Raw genomic sequence first — 26,422 nt, forward strand, 5'->3', positions numbered from 1 at the left:
GGTTTCACCGCCGGATTCGCCCTTGGACATCCGGTGCCGGGAGTCCCCACACATGCGTGGGGAATGCTCCCCACGCCGGAACCGAGAATAGGTGCGCTGCCATGACCCGAAATGCTGACGAGGCTGTCCGGACCTACGTGATCGATACGTCGGTGCTGCTCTCCGACCCGCGGGCGATGTACCGCTTCGAGGAGCACCACGTGGTGATCCCGCTGACCGTCATCACCGAGCTGGAGAACAAGCGCAAGGACCCGGAACTCGGGTACTTCGCCCGCCAGGCCCTGCGGCTGCTGGACGACCTGATTGCAAGCCACGGCGGGCTATCCCGCGCGGTGCCGGTCTCCGAGCTCGGTGGAACGCTGCGTATCGAGCTGAACCACATCGCCGCCGAGGTGCTGCCGGTGGGAATGCGGACCGGAGAGAACGACACCCGGATCCTCGCCGTGGCCAAGCACCTGCTGGACCAGGGCCAGGACGTCGCCCTGGTGACCAAGGACCTGCCGATGCGCATCAAGGCCTCGGCCATCGGCATCCATGCGGAGGTCTACCGCAGCGAACTGATCACCTCCACCGGTTGGAGCGGAATCCAGCAGCTGGAACTGGGCGAGGACGCCATGGCTTCCCTCTACGAACGCGAACAGCTGGCCAACCTGCCGGAGATCGCCGACGCCCCGGTCAACACGGGTTTCGTGATCACTTCGCCGCGCGGCAGCGCGCTGGGGCGCAAGACGGATGCCACGACCTTGAAGCTGGTGCGCGGCGACCAGCAGGCCTTCGGGCTGCACGGGCGCAGCGCCGAGCAGCGCATCGCCCTTGACCTGCTGATGGACCCCGGGGTAGGCATCGTCTCGCTGGGCGGCAATGCAGGCACCGGCAAGTCCGCCCTGGCGCTGTGCGCCGGCATGGAAGCTGTCATGGAGCGCCGGGAGCACCGGAAGATCACCGTATTCCGTCCGCTGTATGCGGTCGGCGGGCAGGAACTGGGCTACCTGCCGGGCTCCGAAGGGGAGAAGATGGGCCCCTGGGCCCAGGCGGTCTTCGACACCCTCGGCTCCATCGTGTCCAAGAACGTGATCGACGAGGTGGTGGACCGCGGCATGCTGGAGGTGCTGCCGTTGACCCACATCCGCGGCCGCTCGCTGCATGACGCCTTCGTGATCGTGGACGAGGCGCAGTCCCTGGAACGCAATGTGCTGCTCACCGTGCTCTCGCGCATCGGGCAGAATTCAAAGGTGGTGCTGACCCATGACGTGGCCCAGCGCGACAACCTGCATGTGGGACGCCACGACGGCGTGGCCGCGGTGGTGGAGCAGCTCAAGGGCCACGCGCTGTTCGGGCACGTCACGCTGACCCGCTCCGAGCGTTCGGCCATCGCCGCGCTGGTCACCGAGATGCTGGACGGACCCTACATGGGTTAGCCGCGGCCGGCGTCCTTGCGCAGCTCCCACGGGATCGGTGCCCTGACATCGGTCAGCGTGGGAGCCGGGGCGGTGAACAGCGAGTCGATGTAGTACTCGTCGTGCGCCAGGACCTGCAGGCTGATTTCCGGAACCCGGCTGCCGGCATCCAGCACGCGCCGGTGCACGCAGATCCCGGTGTCCGCATCCAGCATGACCAGCGTCCTGGTTTCCGGCGGCACCAGCGCGAAGTCAGCCAGGCACGGCCGGTAGCTGTACCCAGCGGACAACACCGCCGCCAGCGCCGGGCGCCCGGAGAACTCGGTCTCGGCCAGCTCGTGGATGTAGGTCGGATGGTCGAAGGCCAGATCCAGCGAGGCTGGCTCCGCGCCGGCAATCTCGAACGGGTCGAGCATCGTGGACAGGAAGGGCAGCGGCAGCAGGTCGCCGAACCCGGCGATCTCCGGGCGGCGCAGCACCAGCCGGTCGCTGGTGAAGACCGGGGAGGTCAGGCCCGCAGGCAGCTTCCACGAGGAGGCGGAGGCGGTGGCCACGTAATCGCGTCCGCGGTCGGCGGTGAAATGCTCGCGCTGGTAGACCGGCCGGCCGGCCTCGTCGAAGGCCGCGGCGGCCTCGCGCTGCCGCAGGATCAGCTCCAGGCGTCCTTCCAAGCCCCGGGCCGGGTCCTGGAACTCCTGCGGCACCTGGAAGGAGATGCGCACCGATGTGCTCAGCCAGGGCGCGGAGCGGGCGAGGGCGCGCACATGCCGTCGGGCCGCCGAATCGGGCAGCGGGTGTCCGGGGAAAAGCGGGGGTGCTGCTGGCTGGGTCATGACTCCAGTCTAGGAGCCGAAGCCGCGAATAGCACCGGTTGTGCACATTCCCGCCGGGACCGCCGACACCGCCGGCGCCCGCGCCTATGCTGGAAGCATGATGGAGCACAGCACGGTGCAGATCCTGGCCGTCGCCCGGGAATCGTGGGCGACGGCGCTGCTGGTCGCCGCGCTGCTGCTTTGTTATGCAGGGTACGGGTACGCGCTGTCCGCCGCGGATATCGCCGGGCACCGGCTGCCCAACCGGCTGGTCGCCAGGTGGCTGCTGGCCTCAGTGGTCATCCTGGCGCTGCTGGGCGCGGTCCGCATGGATTTCTGGCCGGTGCTGCGGGCCCTGTTCGGCATGGCGCTGCTGTGCGGCGGGTACCTGCTGGTGTCGCTGGTCTCCTCCGGGGCCATGGGCATGGGGGACGTGAAGCTGGCCTCCGTGCTCGGGTTGAACCTGGCGTATTTCTCCCTGCCCTCGCTGTTCCTCGCCACGCTGCTGGCCTTCGTCATGGCAGCGCTGTTCGTGCTGGGCGGGACGATCCTGCGCCGGCTAACGCTGAAGTCGGCGGTGCCCTTCGGCCCGTTCATGATCCTCGGCGCGCTCATTGCGCTGTGTGTGGCACGATAGGTTCATGCCCACCCCTGAATTCATCACGAATCTGAGAACCCATATCGGACACGAAATGTTGTGGCTGTCCGGGGTGAAGGTCGTGGTTTTCGACGAAGACCGGGTGCTGCTGGTGCGCCGTGCTGACAACGGCAAATGGACCCTGCCGGCAGGAATCATCGAACCCGGGGAAGAAGCCTCGCACACCGCAGCGCGGGAGGTGCTGGAGGAAACCGGGGTGGAATGCGAAATCACCGACCTGCTGGGCGTGGGCATCACCGCGCCGACCGTGTACCCCAATGGCGACCATGCGCAGTACCTGGACCTGGTGTTCAAGGCGGCGCACCGGTCCGGCCATGCGGTCCGGGGTGATGACGAGAACCTCGAGGTCGGCTACTTCCAGCTCGATGAGCGGCCGCAGCTTCCGCCGCTGCATGAGCGGGCCATCGACTGGGCGCTGAATCCCCGCCCGGGCGGCTACTTCGCCGCCTGACCGGTGCCGCGGCCGGCCCTCGGTCCCCACAAGGCAAAGAGCATGCCCCGCACCACGGTGCGGGGCATGCTCTTTTCCGAAACAGTTCAGATCCGACACCGGGTCAGCTGTTGCGCTGCTCCTTCGGGTCCTGAACCGGCACCGAACCGGAGTCCGGCTCGTCCTGCGTGGCAGCCTCCGGCCGGGCGACGCCACCTGACCGCTGGGCGGCCTCCATGGCTTCGGCTTCCTCGCCGGCGATGGCCTCGCCACGGGCCACCATGCCCGCCTGCTCGGAGAGCGGGACCTGCTTCAGGAACAGCGCCAGCCCGAAGGCCACGGCCAGGAACGGAATCAGGTACCAGAACACCGGGGCCAGCGAGTCCGCGTAGGCGGTCACGATGCCGTCGCGCAGCGGCTCGGGCAGCTGCGAAAGGGTTTCCGGATCCAGCGTGGCGGTGGCCCGCCCGGCATCCTCGGGGCCGGCCCCGGCGCCAGAGAACACCTCCATCAGCTTCTCGGAGAGCCGGTTGGTGAACATCGCGCCGAAGATCGCGACACCCAGCGAGGCGCCGACCTCGCGGAAGTAGTTGTTGGTGGAGGTGGCCACGCCGACCATCTGCGGATCCACGGCGTTCTGCACCACCAGCACCACCACCTGCATGATCAGGCCCATGCCCGCGCCCAGGAAGAACAGGTACACGCAGATCAGCCACAGCGGGGTCTGCGCGGTCAGCGTGGTGAAGCACAGCATCGCGATGGCGGTGACCACGGTGCCGGCGATCGGGTAGCCCTTGTAACGGCCCGACTTGGTGATGGCGATACCCGAGTAGATCGAGGTGCCCATCATGCCAGCCATCATCGGCAGCATCAGCAGCCCGGAAACCGCCGCGGAGGTGCCCGAGGACATCTGCAGGAAGGTCGGGACGAACGCGATGGCGGAGAACATGCCGATGCCCAGGGTGAAGCCTATGGCGGTGGCATTGATGAAGACCTTGTTCTTGAACAGGCCCAGCGGGATGATCGGGTCCGCGGCGCGGGACTCGACCAGCACGAATAGCAGCGCGGCGGTCACCAAACCGGCGCCCCACGCCCAGGTTTCCAGTGCGGCCCAGCCGTGGTCGGCGGAGCCGCCGAAGTCGGTGAAGAAGATCAGGCAGGTGGTGGCGATGGACAGCAGGATCACGCCCAGGACGTCGATCTTCTTCTCGGCCTTCTTGCTCGGCAGGGTCAGCGTGAACCAGGCGATCAGGAAGGCGGCGACGCCGATCGGGATGTTGATGTAGAACGCCCACTGCCAGGAAAGGTGGTCGACGAAGAAGCCACCCAGCAGCGGCCCGGCCACCGCGGACAAACCGAAGATGCCGCCCAGCGGGCCCATGTACTTGCCGCGCTCGGATGCCGGAACGATGTCGGCGATGATGGCCTGCGAGAGGATCATCAAGCCGCCGCCGCCCAAGCCCTGCATGGCGCGGAACACCACGAAGGTCCAGAAGTCGGTGGAGAACGCCGCGCCCACCGAGGCCAGGGTGAACAGGGCGATGGCGATCAGGAACAGGTTGCGCCGGCCCAGCACGTCGCCGAACTTGCCGTAGATCGGCATGACGATGGTGGTGGCCAACAGGTAGGAAGTGGTGATCCAGGCCTGGTGCTCCACGCCGCCGAGCTGGCCCACGATGGTGGGCATGGCGGTGGAGACGATGGTCTGGTCCAGGGAGGAGAGCATCATGCCGGCGATCAATGCCGAGAAGATGATCCAGATGCGCCGCTGGGTCAGTGCCAGCGGTGCATCACCCGAGGGCTTGCCGCGGGAAGTGGTGGTGGTCATGGCTGTCCTTGCAGGAGTTCTTGGTTTACGGGTTCGGCCGCGTCAGGGGCTGGGCGAGGATATTTCGGGCTTTTTCCATGTACTCCAGGAATTCCTCGGTGATCGAGCGCTCGCCGGAGCCCTTCACATAGCGGTCCACGGATTTCATGACTGCCAGATGCAGGATGTGGACCAGGACCACCAGCTGCGGGTCGTCGGGTTCCACGCCTTCGCGGGTGGCCATCAGCTGCAGGAATTCCGCTTCCTTTTCGGGACCGACCTGCATCATGCGCTGCAGCAGCTCGGGCTCGCGGTGGATGACGGAGAAGAAGCCGTGGGTGCTGACGATGGCCTGCTCGTCGTGCGTCAGCTGTTCCAGCGCCAGCTCGACCAGGTCGGCCAGCAGGGTGGGGGAGATCCCGGTGAGCCCCTCGGGGCGGGCGGCCATGAAGCGTTCCACGGCGCCCTCGGGGATCTCGTCGGTGTCGTGGCCGAAGACCGCGTCCAGCTTGGTGGGGAAGTAGTTGAAGAACGTGCGGCGTGAGATGCCCACGTGTTCGCACAGCTGCTCGACGGTGAAGCCGTTGTAGCCGTGCTCCGCCGTCAGCGTGCGGGCCTGCCGGGTGATCGCCAGCCGGGTCTTGAGCATACGGGCGCTCAGATGAGGGCCCTGGCCCTTCGCCGCGGGATCATCTTTTGCACTATTCTCCATAAAGTGCAGTTTTGCACTTTAATGCTGATAGTGCAAATAAGGTGACCGGATGCACACCGGCTTCGACAGCTGCCTAATCTGCGACATAGGCTCGGGGAATGACAAGTATCGAGCTCTGCCCGCCGACCGCCGCCCTGCATGACTCCTGGCTAGCGAGCTGGGACGAGTGGGAAACCACCGACCAGGACGGCGCCAGCGTCTTCTTTGCGTCGAAGTTCGGCTGGGACCTGCGCACGCCGCAGGGGTTCGCCCAGTGGGTGCAGCTGCTCAATGAGATGGGCGAGCCGGGCGCGGTGCCACCGGTTGGCTTCGCCGCGCAAAGCACGCTGTGGCTCGAGCGCGGGGGAGAGTACCTCGGGGCGGTGAGCCTGCGCCACGCCCTGGTGAACGACTTCCTTCAGGAAATCGGCGGGCATATCGGATACGGGGTCCGCCCATCAGCCCGAGGCCAAGGGCTGGCCAAGCTTGCGCTCGCCGGGGCGCTGGAGCAGGCCCGGGCGCTGGGCCTGCGACGCGTGCTGGTCACCTGCAATGACTCGAACATCGCCTCAGCCAAGACCATCGAGGCCTGCGGGGGCGACATGGAGCGCGTCGTGCCGCGGGAGGAAATCGCCGAGCCCTTCGGCGCGGTCGAGGACCTGCGCCGCTACTGGATCAGCCTGTAGCAGCGGACGGGCCGGGCTAACCGGCCGGTAGCACCTGGCCCAGCACCCGCAGGGTGTTGCCGCCCATGATGGCCTGGATCTCCGCCGCGGAACGGCCGCGATCCATCAGCTCTTGGGTGACCAACGCAAGCTGGCTGGTGTCCCAGGCGACCTCGGTGGATCCGTCGAAGTCGCTGCCCAGCGCGGCGCTGTCCAGGCCTCCCACCGCAATCACGTGCTCGATGGCGTCCACCACCGCATCCACGTCCAGCCGGCAGACGGCGGCATCCCAGTAGCCGATGCCGATGACCCCGCCGGTGGCGGCCACGGCGCGGATCTGCGCATCGCTCAGGTTGCGGTTCACCTGGCAGGTGGCCTGCACGCCGCCGTGGCTGAAGACCACGGGCCGGGTGGCCATGGCCAATACCTCGTCAATGCTCTGGTTGCTGGCATGGGCGAGGTCGATGACGATCCCCAGCTGCTCCATGCGGGTGACCGCTTCGCGGCCCAGGTCGGTGAGCCCGCCCTTGGCCTCGCCGTGCATCGAGCCGGCCACTTCGTTGTCGAAGAAATGCGTCAGCCCGGCCATGCGCATGCCGTCGGCGAAGAGCACGTCCAGGTTCTTGAGATCTCCCTCCAAGTTCTGCAGCCCCTCGACCGAAAACAGCGCCCCGGTGACATTGGCGCCCTGGGCGCGCTGGGCCAGCAGGTCTTTCAGCTGGGCCTTCGTGGTGATGGTGCGCAGCGCCCCCTCGGAGCGCTGCGCGGCGTCGCGCAGCTTCTTGGCGTGGAAGCGCGATCGTTGCAACGGCGAGAACCAGGTCTTCGGAGGCTGCAGCTGGGCGATGCTCAGCAGCGTGATGTTGTCCGAATCCGCGCTGTTCGACTCGTAGTTCTGGCCCGCCGGGGACTTGGACACGGAGGAGAAGATCTGCAGGGCCACATTGCCTTCCTGCAGCCTCGGCAGGTCGACGTGGCCGCGGGTGGCGCGTTTGAGCAGGGAGCGATCCCACATGAGTGTGTCCGAGTGCATGTCCACGATCTGCAGCTTGCCATGGACGGCCTTCGCCTCGTCGCCGAGCTGAGGCAGCGCAGTGTCCGCCAGCTCGTTGTGGCTGCGTTCGACGATCCCCGGGGCGAAGATGAAAAACGCGGCGAGGGCGAGGACCAGGAACGACCCGAGGCCCAGTGCCAGTCGCTTGAACAGTGTGCGTGTGGTGCGGCTCATAGTGCCGAGACTAGCAAAGGGACCGGGCCGCGGGGAGGCTACGTCCCGGGAACAAACCAGGCGCGGGCGTGCTTGAAGCGAACAGCGTGCCCGGCAATCCCGAACGGGCGCAGATCGATCTTGTCCACCACTCCGACCGATGGTGCGGACGCGGGGCGCGGTCCTGCGAATTCTCCATCGCCCCGACCCACCTCGAGGGCGCAGTCGGCATAGTCGACGATGTCCACGGTTCCCCGCGTCGTTGCGGTTCCGGGGTAACCGGTGAAGGCGCTGCCGCAATACCCGATCACCAGCGGCGAGCTGCAGGTGAAGCCGCCTGACTGAGGCAGGCCGGAGAGTTCGTCCCAAAGCCACAATGAACCGGCCAGGCTGGCGAAGTCCCTGGGCGAAAGCAGGTTGATCGCGTCAATTCCATGGATGGGGCAATGGTTGCTGGCCGAGACGTCCGTGCTTTCGCGGATCTCCTCGGCGTCTTCCGGGAACATCTGCACCAGCTCAGCGACGCAGATGCACCTGTATTCGCTGGTATCCCGCTCGATATTGATCTGTCCGCCGGACGGTTCGTCCTCGTCCCAGACGAGTTCCACGGGGCCCGGGCCTGTCGGCAGCCGCCAGGCATAGCGGCCGACCAGGCCGCGGGCCAAGACGCCGAGCAGTGCACGAAGCAGCAGGACCGCCGCGAGTGCGGCCGCCAGCAGCGCGGGTATGGCCCACAGGTCGGATTCCGAGGCCTGGTCCAATGCGGCGGCGGTCAGCCCTTCTTCCGCGGCAAAAATGCGAAGGGTCCACCACCACAAGCCCGCCGCGAGGAGCCCGGCGCCAAGCCCCCACAGGCCTTCGGCAGCGGATCCCAGCAGCAGCTTGGTACGTGCGCCGCGCTCCGGCGCAAGCCCGGTCCCTGCCGGCAGGGACCGGGCCAGCGCCCGCACCTGCAGCGTCTGGCGGGCCAGGAGCGTGAAATCGAACAGCAGCCACAGCACTGCCAGCAGCGTCCCGGCCCACCAGAACACGGCCTCGGGCGAGGAATCCAGGGTATGCGCCACGGCGGCAATGCCGAGCAGCAGCGGGGCCAGGCCCAAATTGAACTGGTGCAGGTACCAGCCGGCGAGGCTGAAAATCACGACCAGGCCGATGCTGGCCAGGCCCAGGACGTCGAGCAGCTGGAAGCCACCGTCCCAGGCCTCGGCGTCCGGGTCATTCCAATGCTGGAAGCCGACGAAGATGCCAACCGTGGTGAGCAGCACCAGAAGCCAGGAGATCCGTTGGGCCAGCGCCCGGGGCGGCCTGCGTGTCACGGCGGCCCACTCGGCGCTGGAAGGCGCAATCTCGGTGTACGTCGTGGAACCTGCTGTGCTTGTCATTCCTTGATTTTGGCCTGCTGGGCGGTGAAGTCCAAAAGCTGTGGCGAGGGCGCGTCACGAACTGCCTGGCGGCGCGCAAAAGCCCGGCGCAGGCATGTGCCTGCGCCGGGCTTGAAGGCGGTTCCGCTAGTGCTTGCCCACCATGGTGGAAACATCCAGCAGCGCATCCAGCTGCGCTTCGGTGACCTCGCCGCGCTCGACGAAGCCCAGCGCCACGGTGGCCTCGCGGACGGTGAGCCCGTCGGCCACCGCCTTCTTGGCGATTTTGGCCGCGTTCTCGTAGCCGATCAGCTTGTTCAGCGGGGTGACGATGGACGGGGAGGCCTCGGCCAGGAAGCGGGCGCGCTCCACGTTGGCGGTGATCCCGTCAATCATCTTTTCGGCCATGACGGTGGAGACGTTGGCCAGCAGGCGGATCGATTCCAGCAGGTTGGAGGCAATGACCGGGATGCCCACGTTCAGCTCGAAGGCGCCGTTGGTACCGGCCCAGGCGATGGTGGTGTCGTTGCCGATGACCTGCGCGGCCACCTGGATGGCGGCTTCGGAGATCACCGGGTTGACCTTGCCCGGCATGATCGAGGAACCCGGCTGAAGGTCGGGGATGGCGATTTCGCCCAGGCCGGTGTTCGGGCCCGAACCCATCCAGCGCAGGTCGTTGGCGATCTTCATCTGGGAGATCGCGATGGATCGCAGCGCCGCCGAGGCCTCGACCAGGCCGTCGCGGTTGGCCTGCGCCTCGAAGTGGTTGCGCGCCTCGGTGATCGGCAGGCCGGTGTCTTCGCGCAGGAACTCGATGACCTTTTCCGGGAAGCCGTCCGGGGTGTTGATGCCGGTGCCCACGGCGGTGCCGCCCAGCGGAACCTCGGCCACGCGCGGCAGGGCCGCCTGGATGCGTTCGATGCCGTAGCGCATCTGGGCCGCGTAGCCGCTGAATTCCTGGCCCAGGGTGACCGGGGTGGCGTCCATCAGGTGGGTGCGCCCGGACTTGACCACGTCGGCGAACTGCGCGGACTTGGCTTCCAGCGAGGAGGCGAGGGTTTCCAGGGCGGGGACCAGGTCGTTGATCAGCGCGGCGGTCGCCGCCACGTGCACCGAGGTCGGGAAGACGTCGTTGGAGGACTGCGAGGCGTTCACGTGGTCGTTCGGGTGGACCTCGGTGCCGCTGCCGGACTCCTTCAGCGCGCGGGTGGCCAGCTCGGCAATGACCTCGTTGGCGTTCATGTTCGAGCTGGTGCCGGAGCCGGTCTGGAACACGTCGATGGGGAAGTGGGCGTCGTACTTCCCGCTGGCCACCAGGTCGGCCGCCGCGATGATCGCTTCGGCGCGCTCTGCATCGAGCACCTCCAGCGTGCGGTTCGCGTGCGCCGCCGCCTTCTTCACCTGGGCCAGGGCCTTGATGTGGGCCGGCTCCAAGGTCTTGCCCGAAATCGGGAAGTTCTCCACCGCGCGCTGGGTCTGGGCGCGGTACAGGGCTTGTGCCGGAACCCGGACTTCGCCCATGGTGTCATGTTCGATACGGAAATCGTCACTGTTGATCATAGGGTCAGCGTACGCCTGAACCGCCAGCGAAAGACAGGCTTCGGCGAAAACATCACAACCAACAGTGACGATGTCCGGAACAGGGAATAAGCCCTGTCAGAAGATGGTTTAGGCTCCGTGGCCAGAGCGCCTAGGCGACATCCAGGCCGAGGCTGGAAACCAGCTGCGCCTTGCCGTCGTCCAGGTGGTACGCCACGCCTGCCACTGCGGTGCGGCCCTCGGAAATGGCCTTGGACAGGACGGTGGAGAGCTCCACCAGGCGGTCGGTGGTCTGCTTAACGTGCTCCACCACGGTGCCGTTGACATCGGTGATGCCCTGGCGCTCGGCGGCCTGGACCGAGGGGGCGATGTGCTCCACCAGGTCGCGCACGAAGCCCTTGGGCATGACCCCGCTGTTGCGGCTGTTGATGGCTCCGGTGACCGCGCCGCAGGAGTTGTGGCCCAGGATCACGATCAGCGGGACATTCAGCTCATCCACCGCGAATTCGAGGGAGCCGATGCTGGCCAGATCGATCACATGGCCGGCGGTGCGAACCACAAACATGTCGCCCAGTCCGACGTCGAAGATGATTTCCGCGGCAAGTCGGGAGTCGGAGCAGCCGAAGATCACTGCGAAAGGCTCCTGGCCGGCGACCAGCGACTGGCGGCGGGCGCTGTCCTGGTTCGGGTGCTCGGTTTCGTCATTGACGAACCGCAGGTTGCCGTCGCGGAGCTTCGCCCACGCTTCGTTCGGGGTCATGGAATGCTGTGTGGTTTCTTGAGGCATGATTTGGATTCTATCCGGTGCAGTGTTCGGATATCGAATAAATGACGCGCCTCGACGTCAAAAGTGAAGAAGCTACTTGGCGTCCGCGGAGACCAGCCGGGCCATCTCGAGAAGTTCAGCCTCGCCGGTGTCGCTGGACAGCACGAAGGTCGAGTCCTTCTCCTCGGAGATCAGGTAGGTCTTGGCATCCTTGGTGCGGACTTCCCATTGCACCCCGTCGATCTGCTTGGTGCCGGCAGGCAGCGCGGAGTCGGTGATCAGGGCGACCCAGGTCGGGTTCGAGTCGACGGCCTGGCGAACCCAGACGAATTTGCTGTCCTCGATGACTACGCCGAACTCCCAGTAGGGCACACCCTGGGCGGTGTTTGCCTGCCAGCGGGCGAAGTTCACGTACTCGTCCTCCGCGAGCTCCGGAGCGAAGAGTTCGGTGCCGGCCATTTCCGAGGCGCCCTGCGCGGTGGCCTGCAGGTCCACGGCGGACTCGAAGGCCTTCTCGTTGGGGGTCGGATTGAGCAGGTAGAGGGGGATGAACACGGCGATGCAGAACGCAACCGAGATGATCATGCCCTTGAGCGTCTGGTTGGCACGCTTGGACTGCTTTTCCGTCAGCTGCGGCTTGTACGGAAGATCCGCAAAGGTCGCTTTCGGGTCGTTCAGGTCGCGGCGCGTCGGCTCATCGCTGATCGCGGGAGCGGTCCCGGCATCAGTCGCTGGGGTGTTGTTCTCAGTATTCTCGGGCTGCACGATACCCATTCTCCCCGAAGTTTCTGTGGATTTCGAACTACAGTGCCCAAGCCCACGTCGCAGTGTGCGCAGGATAGCTGCGACACAACATGCGTCGCAGAAAGCAAAGAGGATAGAATGGCAGTGTTTGCATAGGCGCAATGACTACGACTCAGTGATGGGATCTTTCGTGACCGAAAAGAACAACTACGCCCACCTATCTTCGCGACTGTCGGTAACCGACGCGGAGCCGGACCGTAACCTGGCATTGGAACTTGTCCGTGCCACGGAGGCGGCGGCTATCGCCTCCTCGCCATGGGTTGGATTCGGTGACAAGAACGCCGCTGACGGTGCTGCAGTGGATGCGATGCGCGGCCTGCTGTCCACCGTGAACTTCAACGGCGTCGTGGTGATCGGCGAAGGCGAAAAAGACGAAGCCCCCATGCTCTTCAATGGCGAACAGGTCGGCAACGGTTCAGGCGCCGAGTGCGATGTGGCAGTCGACCCGATCGACGGCACCCGCCTGACCGCCCTGGGCCTGAACAACGCCCTGTCCGTGCTGGCAGTGGCCGACCGCGGCAGCATGTTCGACCCGTCGGCAGTCTTCTACATGGAGAAGCTGGTGACCGGCCCGGAAGCCGCCGAGCTGGTTGACCTGCGACTGCCGGTGAAGCAGAACCTGCACCTGATCGCCAAGGCCAAGGGCAAGAAGATCAGCCAGGTCACCGTGACCGTGCTGGACCGCCCACGCCACGCGGACCTGATCGAGGAAATCCGCGAAGCCGGCGCGCGCACCAAGCTGATCCTGGACGGCGACGTGGCCGGAGCCATCGCCGCGACCCGCGAGGGCACCGGCGTGGATGCGCTGATGGGCATCGGCGGCACCCCGGAGGGCATCGTGACCGCCTGCGCCATCAAGGCGCTGGGCGGCGTGATCCAGGGCCGTCTGTGGCCAACCGACGAGGCAGAGAAGCAGAAGGCCATCGACGCGGGCCACGAACTGGGCCGCGTGCTGACCACCAACGACCTGGTCACCTCCGATAACTGCTACTTCGCAGCCACCGGCATCACCGATGGCGATCTGCTGCGCGGCGTGCGCTACAAGAACAACCGCATCCACACCCAGTCGATCGTGATGCGCGCCAAGTCCGGCACCATCCGCTTCGTCGAAGGCGAGCACAAGCAGGACAAGTGGGACGCTTACACCCGCTAGGCCCCTGACGGTCGCAGAACAGCTGGCCGGAATCGCATCGAGCCGCAGACTTCCACGGAAGTCTGCGGCTCGATGCGTTTAATGGCGTGGCGGCGGGTGCCTGCCTAGCAGCGCTGCGCGCTGGCCGCGAACAGCCATCCGGAGCCCGGAGTCAGGCAGGTGGCGGTGGCGGGAAGCTCCGCGGCGGACAGGAAGACCGAGTCGCCCCGGCGCAGCAGCTGTTCGCCCTGCGTTCCGCGCACGCTGAACTCGCCCTGGGTGCACAGCAGGATGCCGGCCCCGTGCAGGTCCAGCGGCTGCGGGAGCGGGTCCCCGGCACCGCTGATGACCTGGAGCTGGAACTCGTCGAATTCCGGCTGGTACAGCAGGCTGGAGGCGCCCAGCGCTTGCGGCGCGAGCAGCGGGGGAGCCGAAGGCTGGGCGATGGTCACGTCCAGCAGCTCCGGGACGTCGATGTGCTTGCTGGTCAGCCCGCCGCGCAGCACGTTGTCCGAGTTGGCCATGACCTCGATGCCCAGCCCGCGCAGGTAGGCGTGCACGTTGCCGGCGGCCAGGCTGATGGCCTGGCCGGGTTCGAGGACAACCAGGTTCAGCAGCAGCGCCACCAGCACCCCGGCATCTCCCGGGTAGATCCCGTTGATCTCCACCAGCTGCGCGAAATGCTCGCGTTCCCGAAGTTCCGGGCTGGCCTGGATGGCTGCGCAGATCTGCTGCACCACCGGGGCGACCCCGCCCGGGCGGGCCAGCACGAACTCCAGCGCCGCGGCCAGCGGATCCTCGCCGCGCAGCAGGCCGGACAGCTGGGCGACGGCGGTGCGTGCCTCATCGGCCAGGGCCGGGCCCAGCAGCTCCAGATCCGCGAGGATTTCCTCGGGCCGGCGGAATCCGGACAGCGCGGTGAAATCGGTCAGCGCGTAGAGCATCTCCGGCTTGTGGTTGTCGTCCCGGTAGTTCCGGTCGGCGGCATCCAGCGCCTTGCCCGCGGCGTTTTCCAGGGCGTAGCGGGCCTTGGCCTGCTGCAGGGTCGGATGCACCTGGATGGACAGCGGCTGGGCCGCCGAAAGCACCTTGAACAAAAACGGCAGCCGGCCGAAGCGCTCGGCGACATCCGCGCCCAGCATGGCCGCGGGGTCGTGGGCGATGAGCGCGTCCAGCCCCTGCCCGGTGCCGGCCACCCGGCTCGGGCATCCCGGGTGGGCGCCGAGCCAGAGCTCGGCCTGCGGGCTTGTCGTATTTTCCAGCCCCAACAAGTCGGTGATCTGGCTGTCAGATCCCCAGTGGTAGTCCCTAATCGTGTTGTTCAGTTCGAACACGTCTTGTAGCCTTCGCCTTTCACAAACGGATGTGGATTGCCAGTCGGTCGGGGGGTCTTAACCGTTTACGGCACCGAGCATTCGTCGTTGTTCGCGGCAATCTGGGCGATGCGGGTCGTGTACCCCATCAGCTCCAGCTGCACCAGGTATTCCTCGGTGATCGGGCTGCCGTCGGGCTGCGTGAACTCCTCCTGCTCTCCGTTGGAGAGCTTCGGGGCGTTGTTCACGTCGGTCGCATCCTCGGGAGCCTCGGACTGCTCCGGAGCCTGCGAGGCCTCGGTGGTCTTCTTGGACTCTTCGGTCTTCGCGGACTCGTCGGTCTTCTTTTTTTCCTTCTTCGGGGCGTTCTGCTTGTCGATGATCGACTGGATGCGCTCCTGGATCTGGTCGAACTTCGGGTAGGTGGAGAATGAGCGCGGGAAGTCCGGGGCGCCCAGGGTCAGTCGGGCGAACGGGGTGGAGGACACCTTCTCGGCCAGCGATACGAAGGAGCCCAGCTGGCTGGCGGGAATATTGGTTTCCACCAGCTGCTCGCCGGCGGACATGATGCTGGTGAAGTTGGTCAGGATGGTCTGCGGGGTGAATTGCTTGATGATCGCCTGCTGCAGGCACTGCTGGCGCTTGATGCGGTGGTAGTCGTCGGTGAAGTCGCGAGAGCGGGCGAACCAGAGCGCCTGCTTGCCGTTGAACGTCTGGACTCCCGGGGCGAACCAGTGGGTGCGCAGGTTGGTGCCTTCCCACTTCTTGCCGTTGTACGGCACCCAGCCGCCCGAATCGATGGTGACCCCGCCCAGCGCGTCGACGAACTGGGAGAAGCCGGCCATGTCGACCATGACGTAGCCCTGGACCGCGAGGCCGGTGGTGCCCTCCAGAGCATCCATGGCCGCCTGGGCGCCGACGTTCTTCACCGAATCGGGGAACAAATCGGCGTGGTTGTCCTCGGCGTCGCGGTAGATGGCGTTGAACAGGCACTCGTTGCCGCAGTTGTAGCCGTCGGGCCAGGCCTTCTTCATGGGCGAGTCGTCCGCGAAGCGGGCGCCCTGGAAGTTGCGCGGCATGGAGATCAGCAGGGTCTTGCCGGTCTTCGCGTCGACGGACAGCAGGGCGACCGAGTCGGTGCGCACGCCCTCGCGGTTGTCGCCGGAGTCGGCGCCGAACACCGCGATGTTGTAGCGTCCGTTCACCGGCTCGAAGGCCGGTCCCGCTTCGAAGACCTTTTCAATGGTCTGGCGTCCGGTGTTGACCAGCGACGCGCCGTAGATGAACAGGCCGCTGGTGGCGACTACTGCCGCCAGGGTGAAGACCGTTACGATCACGCGCATGCCCGGGGCGAGGATCTTCGGCTTGATGATCACCAGGGTGTTGATGAACATGATCAACCAGAGCACCGCCAGGGTGCCCAGCACGATAACCAGCACCATCTGGAAGTTCGGGTGGGCCACCCATCCGAGGATGACCGACCTGTTGATGAAGTACAGGGCCGCCAGGCCGATGACGGCCAGCCAGCACAGCATGGTGACAGACACTGCAATGCGTCCCAGCTTGCGGTTGCCCGCAATCAGCTGGGCGCTGCCCGGGAAGAAAATGGTCAGAATGACCAGGATCAGGGCGCGTTTGCTGCGCTGCGGCGAGCTGATGCTCTCCGGATTGCGCAACGGATTTGGAGCGCGGTGACTGGCAGAACCCATGTACTTATATGACTTTCCCTAGGAGGCGAAATTCTCGTTCGCGACTTCTTCACGCAGCGATGCGCCCTTGGCATGGGCGGAATCGCGCAGAGATTCAGCGAACTGAAGCAACTTTACCTGTAACGACTCGGCCAGCTCGTCGGTTCCCGACGCAAGCATGCGCACTGCGAGCAGTCCGGCATTGCGGGCTCCGCCGATCGAAACAGTTGCCACGGGGACCCCCGCCGGCATCTGCACGATGGACAGCAGGGAGTCCATTCCATCCAGCTTAGCCAGCGGAACTGGTACTCCGATGACAGGAAGCGGTGTAACTGATGCAAGCATGCCCGGAAGGTGGGCGGCGCCGCCGGCTCCGGCGATGATCACGCGCAGGCCGCGTTCGTGGGCCTGCTTGCCGTAATCGATCATTTCGGTCGGCATGCGGTGGGCCGAGACGACGTCGGCTTCGAAGGGAATGCCGAATTCGGCCAGGGCCTGGGCGGCCAGGCGCATGACCGGCCAGTCCGAATCCGAGCCCATTACGAGGCCGACAAGAGGTGCTTCAGTCATAACGAAATTTTCCTTGGGTCAGGTGGTCAAACGCTGCCGCCCCCGCAGGGGGAGCGGCAGCGCTCTAGGTAACAGGCTAGGCGGTGGCGGGCACGCCGTCGCGGATCAACGCGGCAACGAGGTCGGCGCGCTGGCGAAGTTCATCTACGCTTTGCCCGGCGTTTGCCACCACGTTCACGTGGCCGATCTTGCGGCCCGGGCGCACCGACTTGCCGTAGGCATGCACCTTGACCTCGGGCGCGGCGGCCAGGGCCGCGGCGAACGCCGAGTACAGGTCCTGGTTGGCGCCGCCCAGGTAGTTCTTCATGACGGTGACACCCAATTCACGGGTTTCGCCCAGCGGCAGGTCGAGCACTGCGCGCAGGTGCTGCTCGAACTGGCTGGTGACCGAACCGTTCATGGTCCAGTGGCCGGTGTTGTGCGGCCGCATGGCCAGCTCGTTGATCACGAAGCCGGCGCCGACGCCGGGGGTCTCGAATAGCTCGGCGGCCATCACGCCGGTGACGCCGAATTCCTCGGCGATGCGCAGCGCGGCGTTGGCCGCGGTGCGGGCGGTGTGCTCGGAAATGTCCTGGGCCGGGGCGATGACTTCGTCGCAGACGCCGTCGACCTGGATGGTGTGGACCACCGGCCAGGCCTTGGCCTGTCCCGACGGGGTGCGGGCCACCATGGCGGACAGCTCGCGGGAGAAATCGACCTTGTCCTCGGCCAGCAGCGGGCCGTTCTCGAACCAGTCGGCCGAATCGCGGGCCTCGCCGGCGTCATCCAGGATGCGCACACCCTTGCCGTCGTAGCCGCCGCGCGGGGTCTTCAGCACGATTGGCCAGCCGATCTTGTCGCCGAAGGCGACCAGCTCGTCGACCGAGTCGACCTTGGCCCAGGCCGGGTTGGGCAGTCCGAGCTTTTCAATGGCTTCGCGCATGACCAGCTTGTCCTGGGCATGGATCAGCGCCGCCGGTCGCGGCTGGATGTTGACGCCCTCGTTGATCAAGGTGGTGAGGAACTCGTTGGGAACGTGCTCGTGGTCGAAGGTCACCACGTCCTTGCCCTGGGCGAATTCGCGCAGGGTCTGCAGGTCCTTGTAGTCGCCCACCGGTGCATCCGGGACGCTGCGTGCGGCCGAGACGTCCGGGCCTTCGGCCAGGACATGAAGTTCAAAACCAAGGTTCAGGGCCTCAGGGGCCATCATTCGGGCTAGCTGCCCGCCACCAATTACACCAATTTTTGGAAAGCTCACCCTACTAGATTAGCGAACCAGCGGTGGATGCCTTGAATGGGGGAAGCCGGATGACTCGCTTTGTCCGGCCAACTATCAGGAATTCTCGCTAAAATGGCGGGATGTCGTCTCTGCGCTTGCCGCCGAGGGCGACGGTTAATACACAACCTGCGGGGCAGATCGCCCCCGGGACACCGAGCAGCCAGTGCCGCGAGGACGCTGGCCGCGCCGCGGTGCAGGGCTGGCTGGAGGAAAATGTTCGAGCGCATCAGACTGAAAATCACCGGACTCATTTCGCTGCTCTGGCGTGAGGTGGCCAAGTTCGGTGTGGTCGGCGGCGTCGCGTTCATCATCGACTCCGGCATTTACGTCTGGCTGCTCCACGGCCCCATGAGCGATTCCCAGGTGAAGGCGAAGATCATTGCCGGCGTGGTGGCCACGCTGTTCTCCTGGCTGGCGAACCGCTTCTGGACCTTCCGCCACCGCCGCCAGGCCAATGTGGTGCGCGAGCTGGTGATGTTCTTGATCATGAACGCGATCGGCCTGGGCATCGCGGCCGCCTGCGTCTGGGTGACCAAATACTGGATCGGCCTGACCGACCCGACGAGCCTGTTCATCGCCGGTTCGGTGGTGGGCCTGGTGCTCGGCACCATCTTCCGCTTCTTCGCCTACCGCTTCTGGGTCTTCGGAGCCGAAATGGACCAGGAAGAGCAGTTCGCCCACGACCACGACCTGCTGGCACCATCCACGCACCAGGCGCCGGGCGGCGCGAAGCCGGCAACCGGCGCCGCGAGGTCCGGGGATTCGGATCCCGCGGACACCGGGAGCGTTCCCACCGTGGTCAACTAGCTGGCTGGATCAGGCCCCGGGAGAGTAGTCGGCGGTGATGCGCTCGCCTTCGCACAGCCGCTCGGTCGCTTCCACCCCGTCCTCCAGCAACACCAGGGCGTCCCCGGCGGCCCACTGCGCAATGGCGTAGGGAAGGAATTCCAGAACCGGCAGGCCGGCCCGCACCAGGATGGTTCCCTTGGCTTCGGCCGAGGTGGCGAACAGGGTCTCCAGATCGATGCGGTGTTCGTCGCCGGCAATCGCGGTCGCCGCGCCGGATACGGAGGACGGGAAGAACTGGTCTCCAAAGGAGCGGACCGAAGCGTTGAAGTCCTCGGCCACCGGTCCCAAATCGCCGCCGAAGGATAGTGCGAGCGCTGCGGGGTCGACGGCCAGGATTTCGCAGGACGCGGGAATGCCTGGGTCGGTCGGGGTGGCGGTGACCCACAGGACGGCTTCGGCAGCGCGCTCATGCGAGGGGGCTACCAGGGTCGCCCCATGGTGCAGCGAGGCCAAGGCCAGCACCAGCGACTTCCAATGCGTCGGCAGGTCGACCACGACCACCTGGTCTTCTTCGAGGTCGAAGGAGTCGGCCAGCAGGTTCGCGCTTTTCGCCACCCAGTTGTCGAACACCCGTCCCGATAATTCAATACGTTCTCCGCTGGCTCCGTACCAGGTGAGCCACGGCGAAGCCGAAGCCCGGTGGGGCGCCAGGAGGTTTTCCACGAAAGTGCCGGAAATCAAGTTGAAACTCACCTGTACCTTTAATCTTCTTAACTGAGAATTCGCCGGGAATTCAGGCAAGTTGCGACTCGCCCGGTTGATCTGCCCGTTTAGACGGCGTGTTGTGCCGAGAGTTTGCTGGGAAGTGTTCTTAGAATACCTTCCCCGCTTGACTCAGGCTTAGTTACAAAGATGTAATTAGATGGTGAGTTCGGCTCGTACCATCATTTTCGATATTTCGATGGAATAAATGAAGCCGAATGGATCGGGCGCTAGGATGCCCCGATCTTCTCAAACCAACGTGAAAGGTCAACATCACCATGGCGAAGCTGGAGCAGGGGTACTCCGAATTTTCGACCTCGGCTGTTGCGTCCGCCCAATACGGGCTCGAAGACGCACCGTCGGATTGGTTTGTCGATCCGCAAGCCGGAGAGTTCGCGCGCCTTGCTGTCGCGGCGGACCTGGAGTCAGCCGCTGACAACTTCCTGAAGGACCACGAGACCGCTGAAACCGTCGAGGAGATTCCCTCGGCAGGTTCGTGGGCCCCGGAACTGGATGAAGACGACGAAACCCGCGAAGCGATCAAGGCCGTATGGCTGGGCGTCGGCGGGGAAGTGGATGAAGGCGAACTTGGCTGGCAGGCCCGCGCCCTGTGCGCGCAGACCGATCCTGAGGCGTTCTTCCCTGAAAAGGGCGGCTCGACCCGCGATGCTAAAAGAGTTTGCGGGGCATGTGTTGTACGTTCGGAATGTTTGGAATACGCGTTGAGCAATGATGAGCGCTTCGGCATTTGGGGAGGGCTCTCGGAGCGCGAACGCCGCCGTCTACGGAAACGAGCAATCTAATTCGCCCGCCAATTCATGTCACCGCCATCGTTGCTACGCACGATGGCGCTGACTTTTTACCACGCACTTTAGCCGCGCTGCGAAACCAGTCCCGGCCCATTGAACGTTTCATCGGTGTTGACGCATCGTCCACCGACGGCTCCTTGGAAGTCCTGAAGGCGAACCTGCCGTCGAACGCGGCCTTGGTCGTCGCGGATGAAGGATCGCTCGGCCTGTCCCTGGACACCGCGGTCGCCGAGCTGCCGCAGGCGCGCGAGGACCGCGACGAATGGCTGTGGATCATCCACGACGACTCGATGCCGGCTCCCGACGCGCTTGAATTCCTGACCCGCACGGTTGAAGCCTCCGAGTCGGTCACGATTGCCGGCTGCAAGCTGCTTGACATCGACAACCCCCGCCACCTGGTGGAGGTGGGCCTGAGCGTCGACCGCAAGGCCCAGCGGCTGACCATGATCGACACCGACGAAGTCGACCAGGGGCAGTACGACGGACGCAGCGACTACTTCGCCGTGTCCTCCGCCGGCATGTTCATCCGGCGCGACATCTTCGAGCAGCTCGGCGGCTTCGACCTGGCGCTGCCGGGCCGCGGCGACGACGTCGACATCTGCTGGCGCAACCGGCTGGCCGGCCACCGCGTGATCGTGGTGCCCGAAGCGAAGATCTACCACCAGGTGGAGATCGTCGAAACGCTGGCCGGCCCGCGCGAAGCCAAGCGCGCCGAGGTCTTCCAGCGGCTGAAGTACGCTTCCGGCCCCGGCCTGCCGTTCGTCTGGATCGGCATCCTGCTCGGCGGCATCGGCCATTTCCTGGTCTCGCTGCTGGCCAAGGACCCGGGCCACGGCTTCAGCCACCTGGGCTCGACCCTGCGCGGGCTGTTCTCCCCGGTGAAGCTCGGCGCCTCGCGCCGCAACGTCAAGCAGATCCGCACCGTGCCGCGCCGCCAGGTGCGCAAGCTGATGGTGTCGGGCTCCCAGGTGCGCGAGTACCGCCGCAACCTGAACACCGGCCGCGAGGACTCGCGGGTCTTCGGCGACGGCAGCGGCTCCGAGGGCGCGCTGGAACCCAGCGGCGACAATTTCTCGGATTTCGTCTCCATCGCCCGGCCGCCGCGCACCACCGCGGTGCTCTCCCTGGTCTTCGCGCTGCTGCTCGCCGCCGCCGCCTCGCTGGTGGCCTGGCGTACGCTCTTCGGCGCCGGCGCGCTGTCCGGAGGGGCGGCCCGGCCGTTCTCCCAGACCCTGGGCGAGATCGGCGCCAACGCGTCCTCCTGGTGGCAGAACACCGCCACCGGCCTGAGCGCCGCCCCGGACAACAGCGATTCGCTGTTCTGGTTCTTCTCCCTGCTGACCCTGGACCACGCGAACCAGGCCTCGGTCTACCTGTACTTCGCCGCCATGCCGTTGGCGGCGCTGTCCGCCTGGTGGGGTGTGGGAGCGCTGAGCCGTTCGCGCGCCGTGCGCTTCATCGCCGCGCTGCTCTGGGCCTTGTCCCCGTCGCTGGTTTCCTCCCTGGCCTCGGGCCGGGTCGGCTCGGTGCTGGTGCACCTGATGCTGCCGCTGCTCTTCCTCGCGGTGCTGCGCGCCATGGATTCCCAGGTGGCCCCCGAAGGCCAGGGCGTGCGCGATGCCAAGCAGCGCACCACCTCGGCGTGGACCGCTTCGGCCTGCGCCGCGCTGATCCTGTGGGTCATCTCCGCCGGCTCCATGGCCTTCTTCCTGACCGCAACGGTGCTGGTCTACGTGCTGGCCTTGGTTTCCCCGCACCGCTCGCGCACCCTGTGGTGGATCCCGGTTCCCGCACTGATCTGGAACCTGCCGCTATTGATCTCCGCGCTGGGCACTCCGCGCCTGCTGTTCACCGAGCCGGGAGCGCTTAGCGCGTTCTCCCCGGCCTCGCTGTGGCAGATGGCGCTGGGCTTCCCCGAATCCTTCGACGCCGCGGCCACCCCGGTGGGCTGGGGTTTCCTGCCCGAGGGCCCGTGGGCCCTGGTCGCCGCGTTGCTGGTCGGCGCCCCGCTGGTGCTGCTGGCGGTTTTCGGCACGCTGAGCAGCTCCGCCAGCGCGAGCGCCACCATGCGCCGCAATTCGCGCCGCCTGCTGTGGGGCGCGGCCCTGTCGCTGGCCGCCGGATGGGCCGTCGGATTCATCCCCGTGGGGCTGGATTCGCACACCACCGTCAGCGCCTACACCGGCCCGTTCGTCTCCATGGCGTCCTTCGCGCTGCTGGCGGCCGCGGCCAATGCCAGCGCCGCGCTGCGCCGCGAAGACCTTCCGCGCGCCCTGCGGCTGCCCGGCGGACGCCCGGTGCTGGGCTTCATGGCGGTGCTGTCCACCGTGGCGATCCTCGCCAGCGGTGCGGTGCTGCTCGGGGCCCAGCTGAATCCGGCCAACCCGGATGGCACGCTCACCGCGCTGAACGCGCCCCAGCAGGTCGGCTCCTCGCAGGAACGCACCATCCCTGCCACCGCCTCCGACGCGGGCCGCTCCGATTTCCACGAACGCACCTTGGTGCTCACGCCCCGGTCGTCCGGGGAAATCGACAGCATCGTGGTCTCCGGCAACGGCGAAAGCCTGGATACGCTCAGCCGCTATTCGCAGGTATCCACGCTGACCGGTTCGCTGCTGGACCCTGAACGCAACGAAAAGCCCGCCGTGGATGCCGTGCAGCGTGAAGCGGTGGCCATGCTGCTGTCCGAATCCGGGCTGGACGCCCGCGAGCAGCTGCGCGATTTGGGTGTCGGCTACGTGGTGCTGAACGAAACCGGCGAAGCGGTCTCCTCGACCGTCCGCCTGCTGGACTCCGCCACGGGCCTCGCCTCCGTGGGCCAGACCGACAGCGGCTGGCTGTGGCGCGTGGACTATTCCACCACCGATGCCGCCCGGGGCGCGGGCTTCGCCCGACTGGTCGCGGAAGACGGCACCGTCACGGTGCTGCCGAGCAACCGGGCCAAGATCCAGAACGTCCAGATTCCCGCCTCCGATTCCGCCCGGACCCTGGTGCTGGCCACCGCCGCCGACCCGAAGCTGCGCGCTTCGATCGACGGGCAGGCGCTGCGCACGGTGTCCTACCCGGAGGATTCGCAGACCCGCTGGGCCCAGGCCTACGAGGTCCCGGCCTCCGGCGGAACCCTGGCGCTCAGCCACCGCGAACCGCTGGCCGTGCCGATGCTGGTCCTCAGCGGCCTGGTTCTGCTGATCACCGTCCTGCTGGCGATCCCGGTGCCGAGCACCCGCCGCCTGGCGAACTACCGCAACGACTCCTACCGGATCCGCGAAACCCAGCGCGATCCCCAGGAAGTCGCCGACGGCGAGCAGGTGCTCGCCGCCGCGCAGCCCGGAGCCAGCCAGGTTCAAGAGGCCGGCCGTCCGCGCAGCCGCCGCGAGGCACGCGCCCAGGCCAGCCAGATTCGTGAAAACTTGACCCCGAAGCTCAGCGACCGCATTTCGGACGATGAGCCGGAGCAGGAGAAGAACCAGTGAGCGACCAGAACAACGAGAACACCCAGGGTTCCTCCGCCGAACCCCAGGTGCCTGCGGGCCAGCCCGAAACTCAGACTGGATCCGCATCCACGCAATCCGCGCAGCCGCAACCGGCGCAGCCCCAGGCGGTTCCCTCCGCGGTGCCTGCCGCGGCCCCGGTATCGGCCGCCGTCACCAAGGCCGAGCTGAAGGCCGCCAAGGCCAAGGCCAAGGTCGATGCCAAGCTGGCCAAGGTGCGCGAGAAAGAAGCGCAGATCCAAGCCAAGGCCGATGCCAAGGCACAGGCCAAGGCCGCGAAATCGAAGAAGATCGAACCCGCGCCAACGGAACCGGCCAAGCCCGAAGCGGCCAGCACGGACGCTCCGGCTGTTCCGGACGCCGATTCACGGTCTGCCGAAGCCAAGATTCCCGGCGCACCGGCAGAGCCTGCGGCCCCAGCCCCGGCAGCGAAGTCTTCTGCGGCGCCGTCCGTTGATGACGCCGCCCAGAGGCCCGCAACGGAGGTCCCCGCAGAGGGCAAGGCCGACGCCGGCTCGCTCCCGGCGCCTTCGGCCGATGCCGCTGCCAGCGCACCGCAGAAGAACGGCACTTCGCCCGCGCCTTCGACCGCTTCTGCCGCCGCTGCTGCTGCCGCGGTACAACCGGCGTCCCCGAACAAGCCAGCACCCGAGGCCGGGAAAGCGGCCGAGGCCAAGGCCGCCGAGGCAGCGCCGGTGGCGTCCAAGAAAACCAAGGGCTCCACAACATCCGCAGAACAGGCCGACACGTCGAGAGCACCGGCGGCGGCACAGAAGCCGCAGGAAAGCCCCAAGGCCGCACGCCGCCGCGAGAAGCTCGAACGCGCCCGCGCGGCCGCCGCACGGGATGCCGAGCATTCACCGACCCGCCGGAAGACCGGCGCGGTGCTGCTGAGCCTGGCCGCGGTGCTCGCCTCGGGCGGACTGGTCGCGGCGGGCTCGCTGCTGGCCCCGAGCCCTGACACCACCACCCTTCCGGCCGCGGTGACCAGCCTGCCGGCCGGCGACGCGTTGAGCGTCTGCGCCTCGACCCCGCAGCTGCTCAAGGGCGTGGACGGGACCGATCCGCAGTTCGCGCCGGGCGCCAAGGAAATCTCCAGCAACCTGCGCAGCGTCGTGGTCTCCGACCTGGCCAAGCGCATCCCGGGCTCCACCTTCTCCGCCCTGGGCGGCAGTTCCCGGCAGACCCTGACCGAACGCATCGACGACGCAGAGGCTTCCGAGTCGCGCAGCGCTGACGATCAGGGCCTGACCGGACGCTCGGCCAAAGTCAGCACCGTGAACAACGCCGACGGCAAGCAGCTCTTCGAGGTGCAGCCGCTGGGCCAGCTGCCCTCCATCGGCAGCACCCTGCGCAGCTACCAGGCCAAGGACGGCGACCTCGCCGGCCTGGCCGCGGCGAGCTGCCAGGTGCCTGCGTCGACCTGGCGCTTCACCGGGCTGCAGACCACCACCGGGTCCACCTCGGTGCTGCACCTGGCCAACCCGACCAGCACCTCGGCCCAGGTGGCAGTGGACCTGCGCGGCCCCGAGGGGCCGATCGACACCTCGACGCTGCAGAATGTGGTGATCGCCCCGGGTGAGCAGCGGGCCATCGTGCTCGGCGGCTACGCCCAGGACCTTTCGGCGGTGGCCGCCACCGTGACCAGCACCGGCGGCAAGGTGACCGGATATGTCCAGCAGGCAGCGCTGCGCGGACTCACGCCTTCGGGTGTGGACCTGGTCGCCGGGAACGCCTCGGCTTCCAACACCCAGGTGATTCCGGGGGTGTGGATCGACAACAAGAACAACTCCGCCAAGCTGTCCAAGGACAACAAGTCCCTGGTTCCGCAGCTGCACGTCGCCGCGGCGGGCGCTCAGGGCGCCGGCTACAAGGTGAAGGTGCTGGGCGCCGGCGGCGAGGTGGCGGCAAGCTTCGAGCGGAACCTGGCCGCGTCCTCCAACGCGACCTCGGTCCAGAACCTGGACCAGCTGGCCGGCGGCTACTACACCCTGGTGGTCGAGGCCGACGCCCCGGTCACTGCCTCCGTGAAGATGGTGCGCGGCGCCGACCCGAAGGACGCCTCGGACACCGCATGGGCGGTCAGCTCCAACCCGCTGGCAGGCAACCAGGTCATGCCGTTGTCCGCCAACGGCACCGGGAAGTTCGTGATTGCCGCGACTGACGCCGATTCCTCGATTGACGCGGTGGTCGTCGCCAAGGACGGCAAGCTGCAGAAGACGCAGAAGCTGAACATCAAGGCCGGGACGAGCACGGTCTTCGATCCGCGCGAAACCAGCGAAGACGCCCAAGCGGTGATCTTCTCCTCGGACGCCAACGCCTATATCGGCCAGGTGATCCTGGGATCCGAGCAGTCCATCGGCTGGGCCTCCATGCCGGCGGCGAACGCCGGGCGCGAAGGCATCGTGGTCAACGTCGGGGGATGAGATTCCCCTCCTGCAGCACAGGGCCTGGAACCGGCAACGGTTCCAGG

22 protein-coding genes are annotated in these 26,422 nt (G+C 66.6%); 9 read left to right on the plus strand and 13 right to left on the minus strand.

The window, feature by feature from the left end; genetic code table 11:
- Positions 1-101 precede the first annotated feature (101 nt).
- Entirely contained in the window at positions 102-1,418 is a 1,317-nt protein-coding gene (phoH2, locus tag ACTX90_RS04040; protein WP_161447879.1) for an RNA 5'-3' helicase PhoH2, read from the plus strand.
- On the opposite strand, the gene ACTX90_RS04045 is transcribed toward phoH2, so the two are convergent.
- A complete protein-coding gene (locus tag ACTX90_RS04045) occupies positions 1,415-2,230 on the minus strand; it encodes a hypothetical protein (protein ID WP_424572581.1) in 816 nt (271 codons plus the stop codon). The genes phoH2 and ACTX90_RS04045 overlap by 4 nt on opposite strands.
- A gap of 40 nt (positions 2,231-2,270) precedes the next feature.
- Here ACTX90_RS04045 and ACTX90_RS04050 point away from each other — a divergent pair, with 40 nt between their 5' ends.
- On the plus strand, positions 2,271-2,846 hold the full coding sequence (locus ACTX90_RS04050) for a prepilin peptidase (protein WP_443443183.1): 576 nt from the start codon (positions 2,271-2,273) through the stop codon (positions 2,844-2,846).
- A gap of 4 nt (positions 2,847-2,850) precedes the next feature.
- Entirely contained in the window at positions 2,851-3,318 is a 468-nt protein-coding gene (locus ACTX90_RS04055) for an NUDIX hydrolase (RefSeq protein WP_047118441.1), read from the plus strand.
- Between the two features lie 103 nt (positions 3,319-3,421).
- Here the strand turns inward: ACTX90_RS04055 and ACTX90_RS04060 are convergent, their stop codons facing one another.
- Both ACTX90_RS04060 and ACTX90_RS04065 read right to left on the minus strand, forming a co-directional pair.
- Positions 3,422-5,125, minus strand: coding sequence for an MDR family MFS transporter (locus ACTX90_RS04060; protein ID WP_443443185.1), 1,704 nt, complete (start codon positions 5,123-5,125; stop codon positions 3,422-3,424).
- A gap of 25 nt (positions 5,126-5,150) precedes the next feature.
- Positions 5,151-5,816, minus strand: coding sequence for a TetR/AcrR family transcriptional regulator (locus ACTX90_RS04065; RefSeq protein ID WP_443443187.1), 666 nt, complete (start codon positions 5,814-5,816; stop codon positions 5,151-5,153).
- Positions 5,817-5,914: 98 nt separating this feature from the next.
- Between ACTX90_RS04065 and ACTX90_RS04070 the strand changes: the two genes are divergently transcribed.
- Positions 5,915-6,481 (plus strand): GNAT family N-acetyltransferase, encoded by a 567-nt coding sequence (locus ACTX90_RS04070; protein WP_161447873.1) that lies wholly within the window; start codon positions 5,915-5,917, stop codon positions 6,479-6,481.
- Between the two features lie 16 nt (positions 6,482-6,497).
- On the opposite strand, the gene ACTX90_RS04075 is transcribed toward ACTX90_RS04070, so the two are convergent.
- The 5 genes from ACTX90_RS04075 to ACTX90_RS04095 all read right to left on the minus strand — a co-directional run bounded on the left by ACTX90_RS04075 (position 6,498) and on the right by ACTX90_RS04095 (position 12,098).
- Entirely contained in the window at positions 6,498-7,688 is a 1,191-nt protein-coding gene (locus ACTX90_RS04075) for a dipeptidase (RefSeq protein WP_443443189.1), read from the minus strand.
- A 38-nt stretch (positions 7,689-7,726) separates the two neighbouring features.
- Entirely contained in the window at positions 7,727-9,049 is a 1,323-nt protein-coding gene (locus ACTX90_RS04080; RefSeq protein WP_443443191.1) for a hypothetical protein, read from the minus strand.
- 126 nt (positions 9,050-9,175) lie between these two features.
- Positions 9,176-10,588 (minus strand): class II fumarate hydratase, encoded by a 1,413-nt coding sequence (locus ACTX90_RS04085; RefSeq protein ID WP_443443193.1) that lies wholly within the window; start codon positions 10,586-10,588, stop codon positions 9,176-9,178.
- A gap of 130 nt (positions 10,589-10,718) precedes the next feature.
- On the minus strand, positions 10,719-11,354 hold the full coding sequence (locus ACTX90_RS04090; protein WP_082123811.1) for a carbonic anhydrase: 636 nt from the start codon (positions 11,352-11,354) through the stop codon (positions 10,719-10,721).
- Between the two features lie 72 nt (positions 11,355-11,426).
- Positions 11,427-12,098: a DUF4245 domain-containing protein gene (locus tag ACTX90_RS04095; protein ID WP_443443195.1), complete on the minus strand. Its 672-nt coding sequence runs from the start codon at positions 12,096-12,098 to the stop codon at positions 11,427-11,429.
- A 157-nt stretch (positions 12,099-12,255) separates the two neighbouring features.
- On the opposite strand from ACTX90_RS04095, the gene glpX reads away from it, so the two are divergent.
- The gene (glpX, locus tag ACTX90_RS04100; RefSeq protein WP_161447863.1) at positions 12,256-13,290 is read left to right on the plus strand and encodes a class II fructose-bisphosphatase; all 1,035 of its coding nucleotides are present in this window, start codon (positions 12,256-12,258) and stop codon (positions 13,288-13,290) included.
- Positions 13,291-13,394: 104 nt separating this feature from the next.
- Here glpX and manA read toward each other — a convergent pair whose 3' ends face one another.
- The 4 genes from manA to ACTX90_RS04120 form a co-directional block, all read right to left on the minus strand.
- On the minus strand, positions 13,395-14,603 hold the full coding sequence (manA, locus tag ACTX90_RS04105; protein WP_443443197.1) for a mannose-6-phosphate isomerase, class I: 1,209 nt from the start codon (positions 14,601-14,603) through the stop codon (positions 13,395-13,397).
- 65 nt (positions 14,604-14,668) lie between these two features.
- A complete protein-coding gene (locus ACTX90_RS04110; protein WP_443443199.1) occupies positions 14,669-16,291 on the minus strand; it encodes an LCP family protein in 1,623 nt (540 codons plus the stop codon).
- Positions 16,292-16,309: 18 nt separating this feature from the next.
- Positions 16,310-16,840 carry a 5-(carboxyamino)imidazole ribonucleotide mutase gene (purE, locus tag ACTX90_RS04115; RefSeq protein ID WP_053797509.1) on the minus strand — a complete coding sequence of 177 codons (531 nt, stop codon included), beginning with the start codon at positions 16,838-16,840 and terminating at the stop codon, positions 16,310-16,312.
- Positions 16,841-16,916: 76 nt separating this feature from the next.
- A complete protein-coding gene (locus ACTX90_RS04120; RefSeq protein WP_443443202.1) occupies positions 16,917-18,029 on the minus strand; it encodes a 5-(carboxyamino)imidazole ribonucleotide synthase in 1,113 nt (370 codons plus the stop codon).
- A 282-nt stretch (positions 18,030-18,311) separates the two neighbouring features.
- On the opposite strand from ACTX90_RS04120, the gene ACTX90_RS04125 reads away from it, so the two are divergent.
- Positions 18,312-18,905, plus strand: coding sequence for a GtrA family protein (locus ACTX90_RS04125; RefSeq protein ID WP_047118455.1), 594 nt, complete (start codon positions 18,312-18,314; stop codon positions 18,903-18,905).
- 9 nt (positions 18,906-18,914) lie between these two features.
- On the opposite strand, the gene ACTX90_RS04130 is transcribed toward ACTX90_RS04125, so the two are convergent.
- The gene (locus ACTX90_RS04130) at positions 18,915-19,640 is read right to left on the minus strand and encodes a TIGR03089 family protein (RefSeq protein ID WP_443443204.1); all 726 of its coding nucleotides are present in this window, start codon (positions 19,638-19,640) and stop codon (positions 18,915-18,917) included.
- A 287-nt stretch (positions 19,641-19,927) separates the two neighbouring features.
- On the opposite strand from ACTX90_RS04130, the gene ACTX90_RS04135 reads away from it, so the two are divergent.
- The 3 genes from ACTX90_RS04135 to ACTX90_RS04145 are packed head-to-tail and all read left to right on the plus strand — an operon-like array spanning position 19,928 to position 26,375.
- A complete protein-coding gene (locus tag ACTX90_RS04135) occupies positions 19,928-20,452 on the plus strand; it encodes a WhiB family transcriptional regulator (protein ID WP_082123812.1) in 525 nt (174 codons plus the stop codon).
- On the plus strand, positions 20,398-23,931 hold the full coding sequence (locus tag ACTX90_RS04140) for a glycosyltransferase family 2 protein (protein ID WP_443443206.1): 3,534 nt from the start codon (positions 20,398-20,400) through the stop codon (positions 23,929-23,931). Before ACTX90_RS04135 ends, ACTX90_RS04140 begins: the two co-directional genes overlap by 55 nt.
- Positions 23,928-26,375 (plus strand): DUF5719 family protein, encoded by a 2,448-nt coding sequence (locus ACTX90_RS04145; protein WP_443443208.1) that lies wholly within the window; start codon positions 23,928-23,930, stop codon positions 26,373-26,375. Before ACTX90_RS04140 ends, ACTX90_RS04145 begins: the two co-directional genes overlap by 4 nt.
- The last annotated feature ends 47 nt before the right edge of the window (positions 26,376-26,422 follow it).

The organism is Glutamicibacter soli, assembly GCF_052322135.1.
GTDB classification, from domain to species: Bacteria; Actinomycetota; Actinomycetes; order Actinomycetales; family Micrococcaceae; genus Glutamicibacter; species Glutamicibacter soli.

Coding starts and splice junctions, on each gene's coding strand:
- glpX (WP_161447863.1), top strand. CDS start 12,256: ATGGGATCTTTCGTGACCGAAAAGAACAACTACGCCCACCTATCTTCG.
- ACTX90_RS04120 (WP_443443202.1), bottom strand. CDS start 18,029: ATGATGGCCCCTGAGGCCCTGAACCTTGGTTTTGAACTTCATGTCCTG.
- ACTX90_RS04085 (WP_443443193.1), bottom strand. CDS start 10,588: ATGATCAACAGTGACGATTTCCGTATCGAACATGACACCATGGGCGAA.
- ACTX90_RS04075 (WP_443443189.1), bottom strand. CDS start 7,688: ATGAGCCGCACCACACGCACACTGTTCAAGCGACTGGCACTGGGCCTC.
- ACTX90_RS04065 (WP_443443187.1), bottom strand. CDS start 5,816: ATGGAGAATAGTGCAAAAGATGATCCCGCGGCGAAGGGCCAGGGCCCT.
- ACTX90_RS04060 (WP_443443185.1), bottom strand. CDS start 5,125: ATGACCACCACCACTTCCCGCGGCAAGCCCTCGGGTGATGCACCGCTG.
- ACTX90_RS04110 (WP_443443199.1), bottom strand. CDS start 16,291: ATGGGTTCTGCCAGTCACCGCGCTCCAAATCCGTTGCGCAATCCGGAG.
- ACTX90_RS04070 (WP_161447873.1), top strand. CDS start 5,915: ATGACAAGTATCGAGCTCTGCCCGCCGACCGCCGCCCTGCATGACTCC.
- ACTX90_RS04045 (WP_424572581.1), bottom strand. CDS start 2,230: ATGACCCAGCCAGCAGCACCCCCGCTTTTCCCCGGACACCCGCTGCCC.
- ACTX90_RS04055 (WP_047118441.1), top strand. CDS start 2,851: ATGCCCACCCCTGAATTCATCACGAATCTGAGAACCCATATCGGACAC.
- ACTX90_RS04090 (WP_082123811.1), bottom strand. CDS start 11,354: ATGCCTCAAGAAACCACACAGCATTCCATGACCCCGAACGAAGCGTGG.
- phoH2 (WP_161447879.1), top strand. CDS start 102: ATGACCCGAAATGCTGACGAGGCTGTCCGGACCTACGTGATCGATACG.
- ACTX90_RS04135 (WP_082123812.1), top strand. CDS start 19,928: ATGGCGAAGCTGGAGCAGGGGTACTCCGAATTTTCGACCTCGGCTGTT.
- purE (WP_053797509.1), bottom strand. CDS start 16,840: ATGACTGAAGCACCTCTTGTCGGCCTCGTAATGGGCTCGGATTCGGAC.
- ACTX90_RS04125 (WP_047118455.1), top strand. CDS start 18,312: ATGTTCGAGCGCATCAGACTGAAAATCACCGGACTCATTTCGCTGCTC.
- ACTX90_RS04080 (WP_443443191.1), bottom strand. CDS start 9,049: ATGACAAGCACAGCAGGTTCCACGACGTACACCGAGATTGCGCCTTCC.